12 protein-coding genes are annotated in these 17,838 nt (G+C 67.3%); 8 read left to right on the top strand and 4 right to left on the bottom strand.

Annotated features, from left to right (window positions below; genetic code table 11):
- Positions 1-260: 260 nt before the first annotated feature.
- From mdh to lpdA, 6 genes are all read left to right on the top strand, one after another.
- Positions 261-1,223 (top strand): malate dehydrogenase, encoded by a 963-nt coding sequence (gene mdh, locus ACO2SS_RS22090; RefSeq protein ID WP_423279983.1) that lies wholly within the window; start codon positions 261-263, stop codon positions 1,221-1,223.
- A 125-nt stretch (positions 1,224-1,348) separates the two neighbouring features.
- The gene (gene sucC / locus ACO2SS_RS22095) at positions 1,349-2,548 is read left to right on the top strand and encodes an ADP-forming succinate--CoA ligase subunit beta (protein WP_423279984.1); all 1,200 of its coding nucleotides are present in this window, start codon (positions 1,349-1,351) and stop codon (positions 2,546-2,548) included.
- An 11-nt stretch (positions 2,549-2,559) separates the two neighbouring features.
- A complete protein-coding gene (sucD, locus tag ACO2SS_RS22100; protein WP_423279985.1) occupies positions 2,560-3,444 on the top strand; it encodes a succinate--CoA ligase subunit alpha in 885 nt (294 codons plus the stop codon).
- A gap of 166 nt (positions 3,445-3,610) precedes the next feature.
- A complete protein-coding gene (locus ACO2SS_RS22105; protein ID WP_423279986.1) occupies positions 3,611-6,550 on the top strand; it encodes a 2-oxoglutarate dehydrogenase E1 component in 2,940 nt (979 codons plus the stop codon).
- Positions 6,551-6,741: 191 nt separating this feature from the next.
- Positions 6,742-7,989: a 2-oxoglutarate dehydrogenase complex dihydrolipoyllysine-residue succinyltransferase gene (gene odhB, locus ACO2SS_RS22110; RefSeq protein ID WP_423279987.1), complete on the top strand. Its 1,248-nt coding sequence runs from the start codon at positions 6,742-6,744 to the stop codon at positions 7,987-7,989.
- A 127-nt stretch (positions 7,990-8,116) separates the two neighbouring features.
- Positions 8,117-9,520, top strand: a complete 1,404-nt coding sequence (gene lpdA, locus ACO2SS_RS22115) for a dihydrolipoyl dehydrogenase (RefSeq protein WP_423279988.1) — start codon at positions 8,117-8,119, stop codon at positions 9,518-9,520.
- A gap of 69 nt (positions 9,521-9,589) precedes the next feature.
- On the opposite strand, the gene ACO2SS_RS22120 is transcribed toward lpdA, so the two are convergent.
- Positions 9,590-10,735: a CobW family GTP-binding protein gene (locus ACO2SS_RS22120; protein ID WP_423279989.1), complete on the bottom strand. Its 1,146-nt coding sequence runs from the start codon at positions 10,733-10,735 to the stop codon at positions 9,590-9,592.
- Between the two features lie 55 nt (positions 10,736-10,790).
- Positions 10,791-12,329, bottom strand: coding sequence for a serine hydrolase (locus ACO2SS_RS22125; RefSeq protein ID WP_423279990.1), 1,539 nt, complete (start codon positions 12,327-12,329; stop codon positions 10,791-10,793).
- A 160-nt stretch (positions 12,330-12,489) separates the two neighbouring features.
- Here ACO2SS_RS22125 and ACO2SS_RS22130 point away from each other — a divergent pair, with 160 nt between their 5' ends.
- Together ACO2SS_RS22130 and ACO2SS_RS22135 are read left to right on the top strand one after the other, a co-directional pair.
- Positions 12,490-13,401 (top strand): EamA family transporter, encoded by a 912-nt coding sequence (locus ACO2SS_RS22130; protein WP_423280015.1) that lies wholly within the window; start codon positions 12,490-12,492, stop codon positions 13,399-13,401.
- Positions 13,402-13,459: 58 nt separating this feature from the next.
- On the top strand, positions 13,460-14,626 hold the full coding sequence (locus ACO2SS_RS22135) for an acetyl-CoA acetyltransferase (RefSeq protein WP_423279991.1): 1,167 nt from the start codon (positions 13,460-13,462) through the stop codon (positions 14,624-14,626).
- On the opposite strand, the gene ACO2SS_RS22140 is transcribed toward ACO2SS_RS22135, so the two are convergent.
- Both ACO2SS_RS22140 and phaC read right to left on the bottom strand, forming a co-directional pair.
- Complete coding sequence (locus tag ACO2SS_RS22140; RefSeq protein WP_423279992.1) at positions 14,627-15,886, bottom strand: MFS transporter; 1,260 nt, start codon at positions 15,884-15,886, stop codon at positions 14,627-14,629.
- A 93-nt stretch (positions 15,887-15,979) separates the two neighbouring features.
- Positions 15,980-17,785 (bottom strand): class I poly(R)-hydroxyalkanoic acid synthase, encoded by a 1,806-nt coding sequence (phaC, locus tag ACO2SS_RS22145; RefSeq protein ID WP_423279993.1) that lies wholly within the window; start codon positions 17,783-17,785, stop codon positions 15,980-15,982.
- Positions 17,786-17,838 lie beyond the last annotated feature (53 nt).

The raw sequence follows: 17,838 nt of genomic DNA on the forward strand, positions 1-17,838 counted from the left end.
TCAATCGCCAAGCCCCCATTTCCGTTCCGGTCTGCGTGGACTTCAAAGTAGCTTTGCTTCACTTGCGAATGCTGAAGCTTATGCCGGTCCCGCTTCATCGAGGCTGCGCGGGTCGGGCCCGCGCCGGTGCGTGACCGGAGGTCGGTTCCGGTCCCTGGCGGCCGTGCCCGTACTCCTTGCTTGATGACCCGCCGGTTCTGAGTCAGAGAAGCCCGGCTCTGGGCGCTTTCGAAGCGCATCGCTTTCCCAAGGAACCCGTCATGGCACGCAAGAAGATCGCGCTCATCGGCGCTGGACAGATCGGCGGCACGCTCGCCCATCTCGCCGGCCTGAAGGAGCTCGGGGACGTCGTCCTCTTCGATATCGCCGAGGGCATTCCCCAGGGCAAAGGTCTCGACATCGCGGAATCCGCCCCGGTCGACGGCTTCGATGCGAAGTATGCCGGCGCCAACGACTACGCCGCCATAGAGGGCGCCGATGTCGTCATCGTCACGGCCGGCGTGCCGCGGAAGCCGGGCATGAGCCGCGACGACCTTCTCGGGATCAACCTCAAGGTCATGGAAGCCGTCGGCAACGGCATCAAGCAATACGCCCCCAACGCCTTCGTGATCTGCATCACCAACCCGCTCGACGCGATGGTCTGGGCGCTGCAGAAGTTCTCCGGACTGCCGACGAACAAGATCGTGGGAATGGCCGGCGTGCTCGATTCCGCCCGCTTCCGGCACTTCCTGGCCGACGAGTTCAAGGTCTCCGTCAAGGACGTGACTGCCTTCGTGCTCGGCGGCCACGGCGACGACATGGTCCCGCTGGTCCGCTACTCCACTGTCGCCGGCATCCCGCTGCCGGACCTCGTGAAGATGGGCTGGACGACGCACGACAAGATCGCCGCCATGGTCGAGCGCACCCGCAAGGGCGGCGGCGAGATCGTGAACCTGCTGAAGACCGGCTCCGCCTTCTACGCGCCGGCGGCCTCCGCCATCGCCATGGCCGAGAGCTACCTGAAGGACCAGAAGCGGGTTCTCCCCTGCGCCGCCTATCTGAAGGGCGAGTACGACATCGACGGCATGTTCATCGGCGTGCCGGTCGTCATCGGCGAGGGCGGAATGGAGCGCGTGCTCGAGGTCGAGATGACCAAGGAAGAGCGCGAGATGTTCGCCAAGTCCGTGGCCTCGGTGCAGGGCCTTGTCGAGGCCTGCAAGGGCATCAACCCGTCGCTGGCCTAAAGCCGGACGGGATCCATGCGGCCGCATAATCCTGCGGCCGAGCTACTTACGCCCGGCTCCGGTTGGTGGTATACATAATGCCAACCGGAGGTCACGTCCGGGCGGGATGACGCGAGGTAGGGCGGATGAATATCCACGAGTACCAGGGCAAGGCGGTCCTGAAGGAGTTCGGGCTTCCGGTCTCGAAAGGACGGGCGATCTTTTCGCCGGATGAGGCCGAGGCGGCCGCGCGCGAGCTCGGCGGCCCGCTCTGGGTGGTGAAGAGCCAGATCCATGCCGGCGGACGCGGCAAGGGCAAGTTCAAGGAAGCCGCCGCGGGCGAGAAGGGCGGCGTCCGGCTCGCCAAGTCGATCGACGAGGTGAAGGAATTCGCCAAGCAGATGCTCGGCTCGACGCTCGTCACGCTCCAGACCGGGGCGGCCGGCAAGCAGGTCAACCGCCTCTACATCGAGGACGGCTCGGACATCGCGTCCGAGTTCTACCTCTCCCTCCTGGTCGACCGTGAGACGGGCCGCGTGGCCTTCGTGGTCTCGACCGAGGGCGGCATGGACATCGAGCAGGTCGCGCACGACACGCCCGAGAAGATCCTGACCTTCGCGGTCGACCCCGCGACCGGCGTGATGCCGCATCACGGCCGCGTGGTCGCCAAGGCCCTGGGCCTCACGGGCGACCTCGCCAAGGAGGCCGCCGACGTCGTCTCCAAGCTCTACACGGCGTTCCTGGCCAAGGACATGTCGATGCTGGAGATCAACCCGCTGATCGTCACCAAGGACGGCCACCTGCGGGTGCTCGACGCGAAGATCTCGTTCGATTCGAACGCGCTCTACCGGCACAAGGACATCGTCGAGCTCCGCGACCTGACGGAGGAGGACGAGAAGGAGATCGAGGCCTCCAAGTACGACCTCGCCTATATCGCGCTCGACGGCACGATCGGCTGCATGGTCAACGGCGCGGGCCTCGCCATGGCGACGCTCGACATCATCAAGCTCTACGGCGAGGAGCCGGCGAACTTCCTCGATGTCGGCGGCGGCGCCACGGAGGAGAAGGTCACGGCGGCCTTCAAGATCATCACGGCCGACCCGAACGTGAAGGGCATCCTCGTCAACATCTTCGGCGGGATCATGAAGTGCGACGTGATCGCCAAGGGCGTCATCGCGGCCGTGAAGACCGTCGGCCTTGAGGTGCCGCTCGTCGTCCGGCTCGAGGGCACGAATGTCGAACTCGGCAAGCAGATCATCCGCGAGTCCGGGCTGAACGTGATCCCGGCGGACGACCTCGACGACGCGGCGCAGAAGATCGTCGCAGCGGTCAAGAAGGCGGGCTGAGGGGAATATCGATGTCCATCCTGATCGACTCCAACACCCGCGTCATCACGCAGGGCTTCACCGGCAAGAACGGCACCTTCCACACCGAGCAGGCGATCGCCTACGGCACGAAGGTCGTCGGCGGCACCTCGCCGGGCAAGGGCGGCTCGAGCCATCTCGGCCTGCCGGTCTTCGACACCGTCAAGGAAGCGCGCGAGAAGACGGGCGCCGATGCCTCGGTCGTCTACGTTCCGCCGCCGGGCGCGGCCGATGCCATCTGCGAGGCGATCGATGCGGAGATCCCGCTCATCGTCTGCATCACCGAGGGCATCCCGGTGCTCGACATGGTGCGCGTCAAGCGCTCGCTGTCCGGCTCCAAGTCGCGCCTGATCGGGCCGAACTGCCCCGGCATCGTGACGGCCGGCCAGTCCAAGATCGGCATCATGCCGGCCAACATCTTCAAGCCCGGCAATGTCGGCATCGTGTCCCGCTCGGGCACGCTGACCTATGAGGCCGTGTTCCAGACCTCGAACGAGGGCCTTGGCCAGACGACCGCGGTCGGCATCGGCGGCGACCCCGTGAAGGGCACCGAGTTCATCGACATGCTGGAGATGTTCCTCGCCGACCCCAAGACCGAGTCGATCGTCATGATCGGCGAGATCGGCGGCTCGGCCGAGGAGGATGCCGCGCAGTTCATCAAGGACGAGGCGAAGCGCGGCCGCAAGAAGCCCATGGTCGGCTTCATCGCCGGCCGGACGGCCCCTCCCGGCCGCCGCATGGGCCATGCCGGCGCGATCATCTCCGGCGGCAAGGGTGGGGCAGAGGACAAGATCGCCGCCATGGAAGCGGCAGGGATCCGCGTCTCCCCGTCGCCGGCCCGCCTCGGAAAAACCCTCGTCGAGGTCCTCAAGGGGTGAAATGTCGGGTATCTGACCCGATGTTATAGTCGGGTTCAGATAGTGCTGCTAAAGGCTCAGTCCGGACCGGAAAACTCCTCGGGGTCTCGTCGGACTGCACGCCTGTGCGCCGAGCTTGATTCCCGCCAGCGGTGGCCCCTTCCGGGCCACCAGGACGCGTGAAAGCATGTCTCGTCAGGAAGCCAATCAGAAGCTGCTGCAAACCGCGTTCCTCTACGGAGGCAATGCCACCTACATCGACGAGCTCTACGCCCGCTACGAGCAGGACCCGGGCTCGGTCGACCCGGAATGGGCGACGCTCTTCGCCGGGATGAACGAGGATCCGGCGCTCGTCGAGAAGAACGCGCGTGGCGCCTCCTGGCAGAAGCCGAACTGGCCGGTGCCGATGAACGGCGAGCTCGTCTCGGCGCTCGACGGGAATTGGGCCCAGATCGAAGGCGCCGTCGGCGAGAAGATCCGGGCCAAGTCGGAAGCCAAGGGCAAGGTGCTCACCTCGGAGGAGGTGTACCAGGCCGCCCGGGACTCCGTCCGCGCCATCATGATGATTCGCGCATACCGGATGCGCGGGCATCTCAAGGCCGATCTCGACCCGCTTCACCTGGAGCGGCGCGGGGCCGACGAGGAACTCCATCCGTCCCATTACGGCTTCACGGAAGCGGACTGGGATCGCCCCATCTTCCTCGACAACGTCCTCGGCCTGGAATTCGGCACGATCCGCGAGATCGTCGCGATCCTCGAGCGGACCTACTGCCAGACGCTCGGCGTCGAGTTCATGCACATCTCCGATCCGGCCGAGAAGGCCTGGATTCAGGAGCGCATCGAGGGTCCCCACAAGGAGATCACCTTCACGCCGGAGGGGAAGCGGGCGATCCTGAACAAGCTCGTGGAGGCCGAGGGCTTCGAGAAGTTCCTCGACCTGAAGTACACGGGCACCAAGCGCTTCGGGCTGGACGGCTCGGAGGCGATGATCCCGGCGCTCGAGCAGATCATCAAGCGGGGCGGCGCTCTCGGCGCCAAGGAGATCGTCATCGGCATGGCCCATCGCGGCCGCCTGAACGTGCTCTCCAACGTGATGTCGAAGCCCTTCCGGGCGATCTTCCACGAGTTCAAGGGCGGCTCCTACGCGCCTGAGGACGTGGAGGGCTCCGGCGACGTGAAGTACCACCTGGGTGCCTCGTCGGACCGGACCTTCGACAGCAACAACGTCCACCTGTCCCTGACGGCGAACCCGTCCCACCTCGAGATCGTCGATCCCGTCGTGCTGGGTAAGGTCCGCGCGAAGCAGGACCAGCACAACGACGCTCCCGAGAGCCGGACCTCCGTCATCCCGCTCCTGATCCACGGCGATGCTGCCTTCGCGGGGCAGGGCGTCGTGGCCGAGTGCCTGGGCCTTTCGGGCCTGAAGGGCCACCGCACCGGCGGTTCGATCCACTTCATCATCAACAACCAGATCGGCTTCACGACGAATCCGCGCTTCTCGCGTTCGTCGCCCTATCCGTCTGATGTCGCCAAGATGGTCGAGGCCCCGATCTTCCACGTGAACGGCGACGATCCCGAAGCTGTGGTCTTCGCCGCCAAGGTCGCGACCGAGTACCGGCAGAAGTTCCACAAGCCGGTCGTCATCGACATGTTCTGCTACCGGCGGTTCGGCCACAACGAGGGCGACGAGCCGGCCTTCACCCAGCCGAAGATGTACCGGATGATCCGGTCGCATCCGAGCACGCTCGAGCTCTACTCCAAGAAGCTCATCAGCGAAGGCGTCGTCGGCGAGAGCGATTTCGACGGCATGCGCGCCGCGTTCCGGACGAAGCTCGATGCCGAGTTCGAGACCGCTCAGGGCTACAAGCCGAACAAGGCCGACTGGCTGGACGGGCGCTGGGCGGGCCTCAAGGCAGTCCGCGAGCATGACGACGACGCGCGCCGTGGCGAGACGGGCATCGATGCGGACCTCCTCCGGGAGATCGGCGGGAAGCTCTGCAGCGTTCCGGAAGGCTTCCAGGTCCACCGGACCATCGGGCGCTTTCTCGAAAACCGCCGCAAGATGATCGAGACCGGGGAGGGCATCGACTGGGCCACGGCCGAGGCGCTGGCCTTCGGGTCGCTGCTCATCGAGGGGCATCCCGTCCGCCTGTCGGGCCAGGATGTCGAACGCGGCACCTTCTCCCAGCGCCATTCGGTGCTGATCGACCAGGAGACCGAGGAGCGCCTGACGCCGCTCAACCACCTCCGGGCAGGCCAGTCCCGCTACGAGGTCATCAATTCGATGCTCTCGGAGGAGGCGGTGCTCGGCTTCGAGTACGGCTACTCGCTGTCCGAGCCCAACGCCCTCGTGCTCTGGGAGGCGCAGTTCGGCGACTTCGCCAACGGCGCCCAGGTCGTGTTCGACCAGTTCGTCTCCTCGGGCGAGCGCAAGTGGCTGCGCATGTCCGGCCTCGTCTGCCTGCTGCCGCACGGCTACGAGGGACAGGGGCCGGAGCATTCCTCCGCGCGCCTGGAGCGCTATCTCCAGATGTGCGCCGAGGACAACATGCAGGTCGCCTATTGCTCGACGCCTGCGAACTACTTCCACATCCTGCGCCGGCAGCTGAAGCGCGAGTTCCGCAAGCCGCTCATCCTGATGACGCCGAAGTCGCTGCTGCGGCACAAGCGCTGCGTCTCGCGGCTGGACGAGCTGGCGACGGGGTCGAGCTTCCATCGCGTGCTCTGGGACGACGGCACGCGGGTTGCGGACGACAAGATCCGGCGCGTGGTGATCTGCACCGGCAAGGTCTATTTCGACCTGCTCGAGGAGGTCGAGAAGCGCGGCGTGGACGACGTCTATCTCCTGCGCGTCGAGCAGCTCTATCCGGTGCCGCTCAAGGCGCTCGCGTCGGAGATGTCCCGCTTCCCCAACGCGGACGTCGTCTGGTGCCAGGAGGAGCCCAAGAACATGGGGTCATGGACCTTCATCGAGCCCTATCTCGAGTGGGTCCTGGCTCAGGCGAAGTCGAAGGTCAGCCGCCCCCGCTACGCTGGACGGGCAGCCTCGGCCGCGACCGCGACCGGCCTCATGTCGAAGCACCAGGAGCAGCTGAAGGCGTTCCTGGATGACGCCATCGGCAAGTGATGCCTCGCCGGGGTGATCCGCAACCCCGGCTCACCTCGTATGGCTGTCCCGCGTTTTTGAAGAAGGCCCGTGACGCGGGACGGCTACGGCTCTAGATACGGACCAGTTCCACGTCGCGGGGTCGTCTCGCGGCTTCCCCCAGGCCAGGCCAAGGCCGCCCTCGAGAAGGACGCCGCTTCAGGCGCAACCACATGCCAACCGACATCACAGTCCCGACGCTCGGCGAATCCGTCACCGAAGCCACGATCGGCCGCTGGTTCAAGAAGCCGGGCGATCCCGTGAAGGCGGACGAGCCGCTCGTCGAACTCGAGACGGACAAGGTCACGCTCGAGGTCAATGCGCCGGCTTCCGGTACGCTCGGCGACATCGTGGCGAAGGACGGTGAAACGGTTGGCCCGGGCGCGATCCTCGGCTCGATCGTAGAGGGCGGCGCCGGGGCGGGAGCGGCTGCGGCCAAGGCTGCCGAGCCGGCCAAGGCTGCCGCTGCGCCGAAGGCGGAAGCGCCGAAGCCCGCTGCCGCGCCGCCGGCGAAGTCCGCAGCTTCCTCGCCGAACGGCCCTGCCGTCGGCCGCATCGCGGCCGAGACCGGCCTGGATCCGGCCAACGTCGTCGGGACCGGCAAGGACGGCCGGGTGACGAAGGGCGACATGCTGGCCGCTCTCCAGGGCGGGCCGACCGGTGTCGCGGCGCAGGCGCCTGCGCCTGTCCAGGTGCGCGCCCCCTCCGCTCCGGACGATGCGAGCCGCGAAGAGCGGGTCCGCATGACCAAGCTCCGGCAGACGATCGCCCGTCGCCTGAAGGACGCCCAGAACGTCGCCGCCATGCTCACGACGTTCAACGACGTCGACATGGGCGCCGTGATGAAGCTCCGCTCGCAGTACAAGGACGTGTTCGAGAAGAAGCACGGCGTGAAGCTCGGCTTCATGGGCTTCTTCACGAAGGCCGTCGTGCAGGCCCTGAAGGAGCTGCCGGCCGTCAATGCCGAGATCGACGGCCAGGACATCATCTACAAGAACTACTATCACATCGGCATCGCGGTCGGGACCGATAAGGGCCTGGTCGTGCCGGTGGTGCGCGATGCCGACCAGCTGTCGATCGCCGAGATCGAGAAGACGATCGCGGGCTACGGCAAGAAGGCGCGCGATGGGCAGCTCAAGATCGAGGAGATGCAGGGCGGCACCTTCACCATCACCAACGGCGGCATCTACGGCTCGCTGATGTCGACGCCGATCCTGAACGCGCCGCAATCCGGCATTCTCGGCATGCATCGCATCGAGGAGCGCCCGGTGGTCCGCGGCGGCCAGGTCGTCGCCCGGCCGATGATGTACCTCGCCCTGTCCTATGATCACAGGATCGTCGACGGCAAGGAGGCCGTGACCTTCCTGGTGCGGATCAAGGAGGCGCTCGAGGATCCCGCGCGGCTCGTGCTCGATCTCTGAGCGCGTCGCTCCTATCTAAGTTTCGAACATCAGCCTCACGATGGCCGGGCCCGCCCGGCCATCACGGTTTCAGCGCTTGTCACACGGGGGTGCCCGGCAATCCCGGGCATGACAGCGAGGAGTATTCATGTCCTACGATCTCGTCGTCATCGGCACCGGCCCTGGCGGCTATGTGTGCGCCATCCGGGCTGCCCAGCTCGGGCTGAAGACGGCCGTCGTCGAAAAGCGCGCCACCCATGGCGGCACCTGCCTCAACGTGGGCTGCATCCCCTCGAAGGCGCTTCTCCATGCCTCCGAGCTCTTCGCGGAGGCGCGCGACCATTTCTCCGATCTCGGCATCGAGGTCTCGGCCCCGAAGCTCGATCTCAAGAAGATGATGGGCTTCAAGGACGAGGGCGTCTCCGGGAACGTGAAGGGCGTCGAGTTCCTGCTCAAGAAGAACAAGATCGACGCGTTCCACGGCAAGGCCTGCATCAAGGCTCCCGGACAGGTCGAGGTCGTCGCGGAGGACGGCTCGAACCAAGTCATCGAGACGAAGAACATCGTCATCGCGACCGGCTCCGAGGTTGCGCCGCTGCGCGGGATCGAGATCGACGAGAAGGTCGTGGTCTCCTCGACCGGCGCGCTGGAGCTGGCGAGCGTGCCGAAGAAGCTCGTCGTCGTCGGCGCCGGCGTGATCGGGCTCGAGCTCGGCTCGGTCTGGCGGCGGCTCGGCTCCGAGGTCACGGTCGTCGAGTTCCTCGACCGCATCCTGCCCGGCATGGACGATGAGGTCGCCAAGCAGTTCCAGCGCATCCTCGGCAAGCAGGGCTTCACCTTCAAGCTCTCCTCGAAGGTGACGAAGGTCGACACCTCCGGCGGGGGCGCGAAGGTCACGATCGAGCCCGCGCAGGGCGAGGGTACGCCCGAGGTGATCGACGCCGACGTCGTCCTCGTCGCCACCGGCCGCACCCCCTACACGGAGGGCCTCGGGCTCGACCATGTCGGTGTCCGCCGGGACCCGAAGGGACGCGTCGAGGTCGACGCGCATTTCTCGACCAACGTCACCGGCATCTACGCGATCGGCGATGTGATCGCCGGGCCCATGCTGGCCCACAAGGCCGAGGATGAGGGCGTGGCCGTTGCGGAGATGATCGCCGGCAAGGCCGGCCACGTGAACTACGACGTCATCCCGAGCGTGGTCTACACGTTCCCGGAGATCGCTTCCGTCGGCAAGACCGAGGCCGAGCTCAAGGCCGCGGGCATCGCCTACAATGTCGGCAAGTTCCCGTTCACGGCGAACGGGCGCGCGAAGGTCAACCACACGACGGACGGCTTCGTGAAGATCCTGGCCGATGCCAAGACGGACCGGGTTCTCGGGGTGCATATCCTTGGGGCCGATGCCGGCACCATGATCGCCGAGGCCGCGGTCGCGATGGAGTTCGGCGCCTCCGCCGAGGACATCGCCCGGACCTGCCACGCGCACCCGACGCTCAACGAGGCCGTGAAGGAAGCGGCCCTCGCCGTGGACAAGCGCCCGATCCACATGTGAGCGGGGGCCCCGGTGAGCGCCGGGGCTTGAGCGCTGGTCGGATGCGGGCTGTGCGAGATTAGCTGTGAGCTAAGCCCGCCTCATGGTCGCCGGAGCCAGTGGATTGTCGGCGATCGCCGTTGCATCCGGCGCGTCGATCGCGGGCTGATCCGTGAACGCGTCCCAGAGGCGCCGGACGGCTTCTTCCGGGACATCGTCCACGATGAGGACGAGCCGCGTGCGGTGATCCTCGTCCGGCCAGGCGGGGAGCAGGCCGGCCACGTGCAGCACATGCTGGACGCCCTGGATCAGCACGGGCCTCCCGGGACTCTCGCGAACCTCCACGAGGCCCTTCAGCCGCAGGATCTTCGGCCCGAAGCTCGACCGGACGAGGTCGAGGAACATGTCGAGCGCGCTCTGCCCGATCGGCCGATCCGCCGTCAGTACGAAGGAGCGGATGTGCTCGTCGTGCCGGCTGACATCGTGGTGGTGGTGATGGTCGTGATGGGAGTGGCCGTGGTGGGAATGCGCCCGCGCGTGCTCCGCCTCGACCTCCTCGGACCGCAGCCAGGCCCGGACATCGGCGATCTTGCCGTCGGGGTCGAAGACGTCGTCGCCGATCAAGGCCCGGGCATCGATGACGCCTTCGGCCGCCAGCACGATCTCGGCCGAGGGGTTCAGGGCTGCCAGCCGGGTGCGGAGCCCCGCAAGGTGGGCCTTGTCCTCGACCAGATCCGTCTTGCTGAGCACGATCCGGTCGGCCACGGCGGCCTGCCTGAGCGCCTCGGGGTGCCTGTCGAGCGTCTCGGCTCCGAGCAGCCCGTCGATCACCGTGACGACGCTACCGAGGGCGTAACGGCGCGACAGATAGGGATGGTACAGCACGGCCCCGAGCACGGGCGCGGGGTCGGCGAGACCCGTCGTTTCGATGATCACGCGGCGGAAAGGCGTGATGCGGCCATTGTCGCGCTTGCGGAGCAGGTCCTCGAGCGTCTGGACGAGATCTCCCCGCACGGTGCAGCACAGGCATCCGGCAGACAGGAGGACGAGCCCGTCCTCGACCGTCTCGACGAGGAGGTGGTCCAGCCCTACCTCGCCGAACTCGTTGACCACCACGACGGTGTCGGAGAGCGCCGGATCCTGCAGCAGCCGGTTGAGCAGGGTCGTCTTTCCGGCCCCGAGGAAGCCGGTCAGGACCGTGAGCGGGATGGGGGGAGGGGGAAGCTTCGGCTCCATCCCCTTCAGGTAAGGCCGCCGGCGCCTCCGGCCAAGGTGCCGGGCAAGCGCCCCGTCAGTTCGAGGCCGCGGCCGTTCCCGGCTTGGGGGCCGAGGCGCGTTTTTCGGGGCGGGACGGCGGCTTCGCGGCCGTGCGGGCCTTCGGCTTCGCCTGTTCCTTCGTGTCGGCCTTTGCCGCAGCCGACGGGGTCGCGGGCTTCGGCTTGATGGCGCCGTGCCCGGGGCTGGCCTTCGCGCCGGCGGAGAGCGCGCCGAGCTTGGGCTTGGTCTCGGCCGCCGGCTTCTTGTTGAGGCCCGCCGAGAGGGCAGGGCGGGATGCCGGACTCACGTTGCTGCGCAGGGTGGTCACGGCCTGGCCCTCGCCCGGGTTCGTCCCCGGGACAGGTGCCGTGAGCGTGGCGGCCGCGGCAGGCGCGCCCGCTTTGCCGCGGGCTACGCGCTTGGCCGGAACCGGCTTGGCGGCGATCCCGACGGGCTTAGCCTTCTTCCCCGCATCGTCCTCCGCAACCGTGCCCGGCGTCGCGCCGAGCCAGATCGGGATGGGCTCGAACTCGACGCGCGGGCCGAGGCTGGTCCGCCCGCTGAGCGCGCGTGCCGCTCCGGCCGATGCTGTCGCGTAAGTGGAGGGGGAGAACAGCGAGCTGATCGGATTGTCGCCGTTGCCGTTCGCGGCGCTCGCGACCACGGAGGTCTCGTCGTCCTCCTGCGGCAGGCGCTTGTTCGGCCCGCAGACGTAGGACCGCATGTTCGGCGGGGACATGGTTCCCGAAGGCGGCAACTGGTCGACGGTCTGCATCGCCCACCCGAACGACGAGAAGCCCTGGTCGAACAGGTTGGCGGCCCGGAGATCGCGCTCCTTCGCGGACGGGTAGCCCATCACCACCGCGATCAGGCGTCGCCCGTTCTGGGTCGCCGTAGCCACGACGTTGAAGCCGCCCATGCAGATGAAGCCGGTCTTCATGCCGTCGGCGCCGGGATAGCGGCCGAGCAGGCCGTTGTGATTGCGGATCACCTTGCGTCCCAGCTTCAGGGCGCCGATGCGGAACAGGTCCTCGTGCTCCGGGAACTCGTAGAGCAGGGCGCGCGCCAGGATGGCCATGTCGCGGGCCGAGGTCTGCTGCCGCTCGTCGGGGAGGCCGTTCTGGTTGTACCAGCGGCTCTCGCGCATCCCGAGGCGCCGCGAGGCCTCGTTCATCAGGGCCGCGTAGCGCTCGACGGAGCCCGCCAGGCCCTCGCCGATCATCATCGACACGTCGTTGGCGGATTTCACCAGGATGATCCGCAGCGCGTTCTCCAGCGTGAGCTGAGTTCCCGGCTTGAAGCCCATCTTGGAGGGCGGCTCCGCGGCCGCCTCGGGCGACATCGTCAGGAGCGAGTTCATCGACACCTTGCCCTGGCGGACGAGGTCGAGCGCCACATAGGTGGTCATCAGCTTCGTGATCGAGGCCGGATACCAGGGATCCGTTGCCCGCTCGGCCAGCAGCACCTTCCCGGTCGCGGCATCCACGACGAGTGCCGGCGTCCCGGCTCGGGCGGCGTTTGCGCCGAATAGGGCGAGGGCTGCGACTGCCAGGAGGACGGCTCGGCGCGCCATGCGGTTTTCTCCGTGCGGGCTCTTGCCCGACATTTTTAAGGGCGTCTGTCCGAAGAACGCCTTGCCCGGTCGAGCAGGGCGCGGGTTCGCTTGGAACGGAGAGCTTATGGCGGCATAGGTGGCGACAGCAAGGCACGACACGAACGGTACCGTCCCGGGAATCATGGACGTCTCACTCCTTTGGGTTCCCGCGACCCTCATCGCGTCGGCCGGACAGGTGGCGCGCAACACGATGCAGCGACGCCTGACGGAAAAGATCGGGACCGTCGGCGCGACACAGGTCCGGTTCCTCTACGGGCTGCCCTTCTCGCTGATCTTCCTGGCCGGGATGCTGGCCGCCACGGGCGAGGCGCTGCCGCGTCCGGGGCCGGGCTTTGCGGCCTTCATCGTGCTCGGCGCGCTCAGCCAGATCCTGGCGACCGGCCTCATGCTGGCCGCCATGCGGCAGCGATCGTTCTCGGTCGTCACCGCGCTCGTGAAGACGGAGGCGGTGCAGATCGCGCTCTTCGGGCTCGTCTTCCTCGGCGACCGTCTTCCGCCCTTGGCGATCGGCGCCATCCTGCTCGCCACCTGCGGCGTCATCCTCGTGACATGGAGCCCGAAGACGGCCGGCGACATCAGGGCCGGCGGCCTTGTACCGATCGCGCTCGGCATTGCGGCGGGCGGGATGTTCGCCCTCTCGGCGGTCGGCTTTCGCGGCGCGATCCTCCATCTCGATTCCGGCTCGCCCTTTCTCCGCGCCACGACCGCTCTCGTCTGGAGCCTGGTCCTGCAGACCGGCATCCTGGCGGCGTGGCTCATCGTCTTCGACCGTGCAGCCCTCCTCGGCAGCTTTCGGGAATGGCGGTCATCGGTGGCGGCCGGCTTCGTCGGGGCCGCCGCCTCGCAATTCTGGTTCATCGGCTTCGCTCTGACGGCGGCCGCGAATGTCAGGACGCTTGCGCTCGTCGAGGTGCTTATGGCCCAGGCCGTCTCGCGGCGCATCTTCGCGCAGGCGACCTCTGGCCGCGAGATGCTGGGCATGGGGCTGATCGTGCTCGGCGTGCTAGGGATCCTGAGCTCGGCTCGTTGACGCCTTGAAGATCGTCGAAAATGGGCGCATATGCGCCTAAGTAGCGGAGGAAGAGAAGATGCTGCCCTCGATTGTCGGTTGGGCCCACACGCCATTCGGAAAGCACGATGCGGAGACGGTCGAAAGCCTGATCGTTCGCGTCACGAACGAGGCTCTCGACCATGCCGGGATCGGCCCGGAGGATGTGGACGAGGTCGTCCTCGGACATTTCAACGCCGGCTTCTCGCCGCAGGATTTCACCGCCTCGCTGGTCTTCCAGGCCTCCGACAAGTTCCGCTTCAAGCCCGCGACGCGGGTCGAGAATGCCTGCGCGACCGGCTCGGCCGCCGTGCACCAGGCCATCAAGACGATCGAGGCGAAGCGGGCCAAGGTCGTGCTCGTCGTGGGGGTCGAACAGATGACCCGCACGCCGGGGCCGGAGATCGGCAAGAACCTCCTGCGCGCCTCCTACCTGGTCGAGGATGGGGAGACGCCGGCGGGCTTTGCGGGCGTGTTCGGGAATATCGCGTCGTCGTATTTCCAGCGCCACGGCGACCAGTCCGACGCGCTCGCCCTGATCGCCGCCAAGAACCACCGGAACGGCGTCCAGAACCCCTATGCCCAGATGCGCAAGGATCTCGGCTTCGAGTTCTGCCGGGCGGAGTCGGAGAAGAACCCCTTCGTGGCCGGGCCGCTGAAGCGGACCGATTGCTCGCTCGTGTCGGATGGCGCGGCCGCGCTCGTGATCGCGGATGCCGAAACGGCCGAGACGATGCGCCGTGCCGTGGCGTTCCGCGGGACGGGGCATGCCCAGGACTTCCTGCCGATGTCGAAGCGGGACATCCTCAAGTTCGAGGGCTGCACCGAGGCCTGGCAGCGGGCGCTGGCCGAGGCGGGCGTGAAGCTCGACGACCTGTCCTTCGTCGAGACGCATGACTGCTTCACGATCGCCGAGCTGATCGAATACGAGGCCATGGGCCTGACGCCGGAAGGGCAGGGCGCCCGCGCCATCAAGGAGGGCTGGACGCAGAAGGACGGGAAGCTTCCCGTGAACCCGTCAGGCGGCCTGAAGGCGAAGGGTCACCCGATCGGCGCGACCGGCGTTTCCATGCACGTCCTCTCCGCCATGCAGCTCTGCGGCGAGGCGGAGGGCATCCAGGTTCCGGATGCGAAGCTCGCCGGCATCTTCAACATGGGCGGCGCCGCAGTCGCGAACTACGTCTCGATCCTCGAGCGCGTCCGGTAATCAGGCCGGAGCAACCTTCACCCGGTCGAGGCGCTGGCCTCGCCGGGTGAGCAGGAAGACTGTGATCGCACCGTTCAAGAGGTTCCAGGCGATGCCGTTCAGGAACGCCGCCCGGTAGGATCCGGTCAGGTCGAAGATCACGCCCGACATCCAGCCCCCGAGGGCCATGCCGAGCAGCGTCGCCGTCATGCAGAGGCCGACGCGGGTGGCGGCCTCGTTGGCCGGGAAGTATTCCCGGACGATCATGGCGTAGCTGGGCACGATCCCGCCCTGGAACAGCCCGAAGAGAGCCGAAACGACGTAGAGCTGCGTCAGCCCGTCGGACAGGGTGTAGAGAACCAGCGCAACGCCCTGCAGGACCGACCCGATGAGAAGGGTCAGCAGGCCGCCGAGGCGGTCCGCGATGAACCCGGACGCGATCCGGGACACGATGCCGAAGCCCAGCATCAGGGACAGCATCTCGGCGCCGCGCGCGACGCCGTAGCCGAGATCGCCGCAATAGGCGACGATGTGGACCTGCGGCATGGACATCGCCACGCAGCAGGCGATGCCCGCGATGATGAGCAGGGTCTGGAGCACGCCCGGGCTGAGCGCCATGCGCGTCGGGGTGAAATGGGATTGCGCAGCCGCCTGGGCGGCGGCGGAGAAGTTGGGCCGCTTGCGAAGCGTGCCGACGAGCGGAAGCATGAGGGCGACGCAGATTGCGCCGAGCCCGATATGCGTCGCGCGCCATCCGTAATCGGCTATGGACCACTGGACGATAGGCGGCCAGAAGGCACCGGCGAGGTAGTTGCCCGAGGCGCAGATCGCCACCGCGATGCCGCGGCGGCGCACGAACCAGAACGAGATGTCCGCCATGAGCGGCCCAAAGCTCGCCGAGGCGCCGAAGCCGATCAGGAGGCCATGCGCGATCGCGTAGGTGGCGAGATTTGGCGCAAGCCCGGCGGCCACATATCCGACCCCGAGCATCACGCAGCCGAGCAGGCTCGGCACGACGATGCCCATCCGGTCGGCGACGCGGCCCATGACGACCCCGCCGATGCCGAAGCCGATCATCGTCAGGGTATAGGGCAGGGACGCCCCGCCGCGCGCCACGCCGAAATCCGCCTGGACGGTCGGCAGCGCGACCACGACCGACCACATGCCGACGCCGCTGAAGGTGGTCAGGAGGACGGCGATCAGGAGGCGCTGCCATGAGGCGCGCCCATCCGGCCCGTCGTCACTCAGCCTGACAGCAGCTGCTTGCTGGGACGCCGCCATCTCTCCCCCCGACCCGTTCGTTGCGGAGGGACGTACCAGAGGCGTGCGCCGGGCGCGACCCGCGCCTGCGCAGAGCTGGTCCGCTCTGCGTCCTTACGCCTTCATGCGGACGTAGGTGCCGGGCGCATCGCACAGGGCGGGGAGGTGGCCCTCTCCCGGCTGATGCGGCGGAACGCGCTCGGGGGCTTGCTGCTCGACCCATTGGAACCAGTAGGGCCACCAGGATCCCTTGTGCTCGGTCGCCTCCCCGAGCCAGTCCTCATAGGCTTGGCCGTTCACGGCTCCGGTCCAGTAGCCGTATTTCGGCTTGGCCGGGGGGTTCACGACGCCGGCGATGTGGCCCGATCCCGCCACCACGTACTCGACGGGGCCGCCGAAGGCCTTCGACCCGACATAGACCGAGATCGCGGGGGCGATGTGGTCCTCTCGGGTGGCGAGGTTGAAGATCGGGATCGTCACCTTCTTCAGGTCGAGGCGGACGTTGTCGACGATCATCTCGCCCTTGGTGAGCTTGTTCTCCAGGTAGCAGTTGCGGAGGTAGAAGGAGTGGTTCGCGGCCGGCATCCGGGTCGCGTCCGAGTTCCAGTACAAGAGGTCGAACGGGAAGGGCGCCTTTCCCTTCAGGTACACGTTGACCACGTAGGGCCAGATCAGGTCGTTCGGGCGCAGCATGTTGAAGGCGGTCGCCATGCGCGAGCCTTCGAGATAGCCGCGGCTCCGCATCATGGCCTCGACGGCCTGGACCTGAGCCTCGTCGACGAAGACCTTCAGGTCGCCCGCATGGGTGAAATCCACCTGCGTCGTGAAGAAGGTCGCGCTCTCGATCCGCTTGTCCCCGGTTGCCGCCATGTAGGCGAGGGCGACCGCCAGGAGGGTGCCGCCGACGCAATAGCCGATCGCCGTGACGCTGCGTTCGCCGGTCGCCTGCTCGATGGCGTCGAGCGCGGCGAAGATGCCCTCCCGCATGTAGTCGCCGAAGCCCTTCTCGGCCTGCCGCTCGTCGGGATTGACCCAGGAGATGCAGAAGACCGTGAGCCCCTGGTCGACCGCCCAGCGGATGAAGCTCTTCTCCGGGTTGAGATCCAGGATGTAGTACTTGTTGATCCAGGGCGGCACGATGAGGAGCGGCCGCTTCAGCACGGTCTCCGTCGTCGGCGCGTACTGGATGAGCTCGATCAGGTCGTTGCGGAACACGACCTTGCCGGGCGTGACGGCAAGGTTCTCGCCGACCTTGAACTTGGCCGAGTCCGATTGCCGCAGCTTCAGCTCGCCGCCGCCTGCCTCCACGTCCTCGGCCAGCATCTTCATGCCGCGCACCAGGTTGGCGCCGGCTTCCTTGACGGTCTCCCGGATGAGTTCGGGATTGGTCGCGACGAAGTTCGACGGCGACAGGGCGGCCGACAGCTGCTTGACGTAGAAGCGGGCCTTGTCGCGCGTGTGGTCGTCCAGGCCCTCGGCCTCGTCCACCATCGCCTCGGCCCACTGGCTCGTGACGAGATAGGCCTGCTTCAGGAAGTCGAAGACCGCGTTCCGGGACCATTCCGGATCCTGGAAGCGCCTGTCGGCCGGCGAAGGCGCGACGACGGGCGCGGCCTGCTCGCCCTGCATGCGCTTCAGGGTGTTGGACCAGAGGTCCAGGAACTGCGTTCCGAGCCGGGTCTGCGCCTCGAGAGCCCTTTGCGGATCGACCATCCAGGTCTCGGCGACCTGGCCGAGCGTCTTCACCACCTCGCCGACGCCGTCGGCCAGGCCTGACCTCCCGTTGCGCTGATCGGCCGGCTTCAGGTAGGCCGCCGTCGCCCGGCTCGCCTCCTCGACGAACTGCGCCATGTTTTCCGACAGAGCGCCGAAATCCGGGACCTGGGGCTCGGTCAGCCTGGGCCCTTCGCTCTCAGACATCGTTCCCTCCGGCCCAGCCGGCTTGTCCGGCAGGTGTCGTTTCCGCCATATTA

The sequence above is a fragment of the Enterovirga sp. CN4-39 genome (assembly GCF_049446235.1).
Classification (GTDB): Bacteria; Pseudomonadota; Alphaproteobacteria; order Rhizobiales; family Beijerinckiaceae; genus Enterovirga.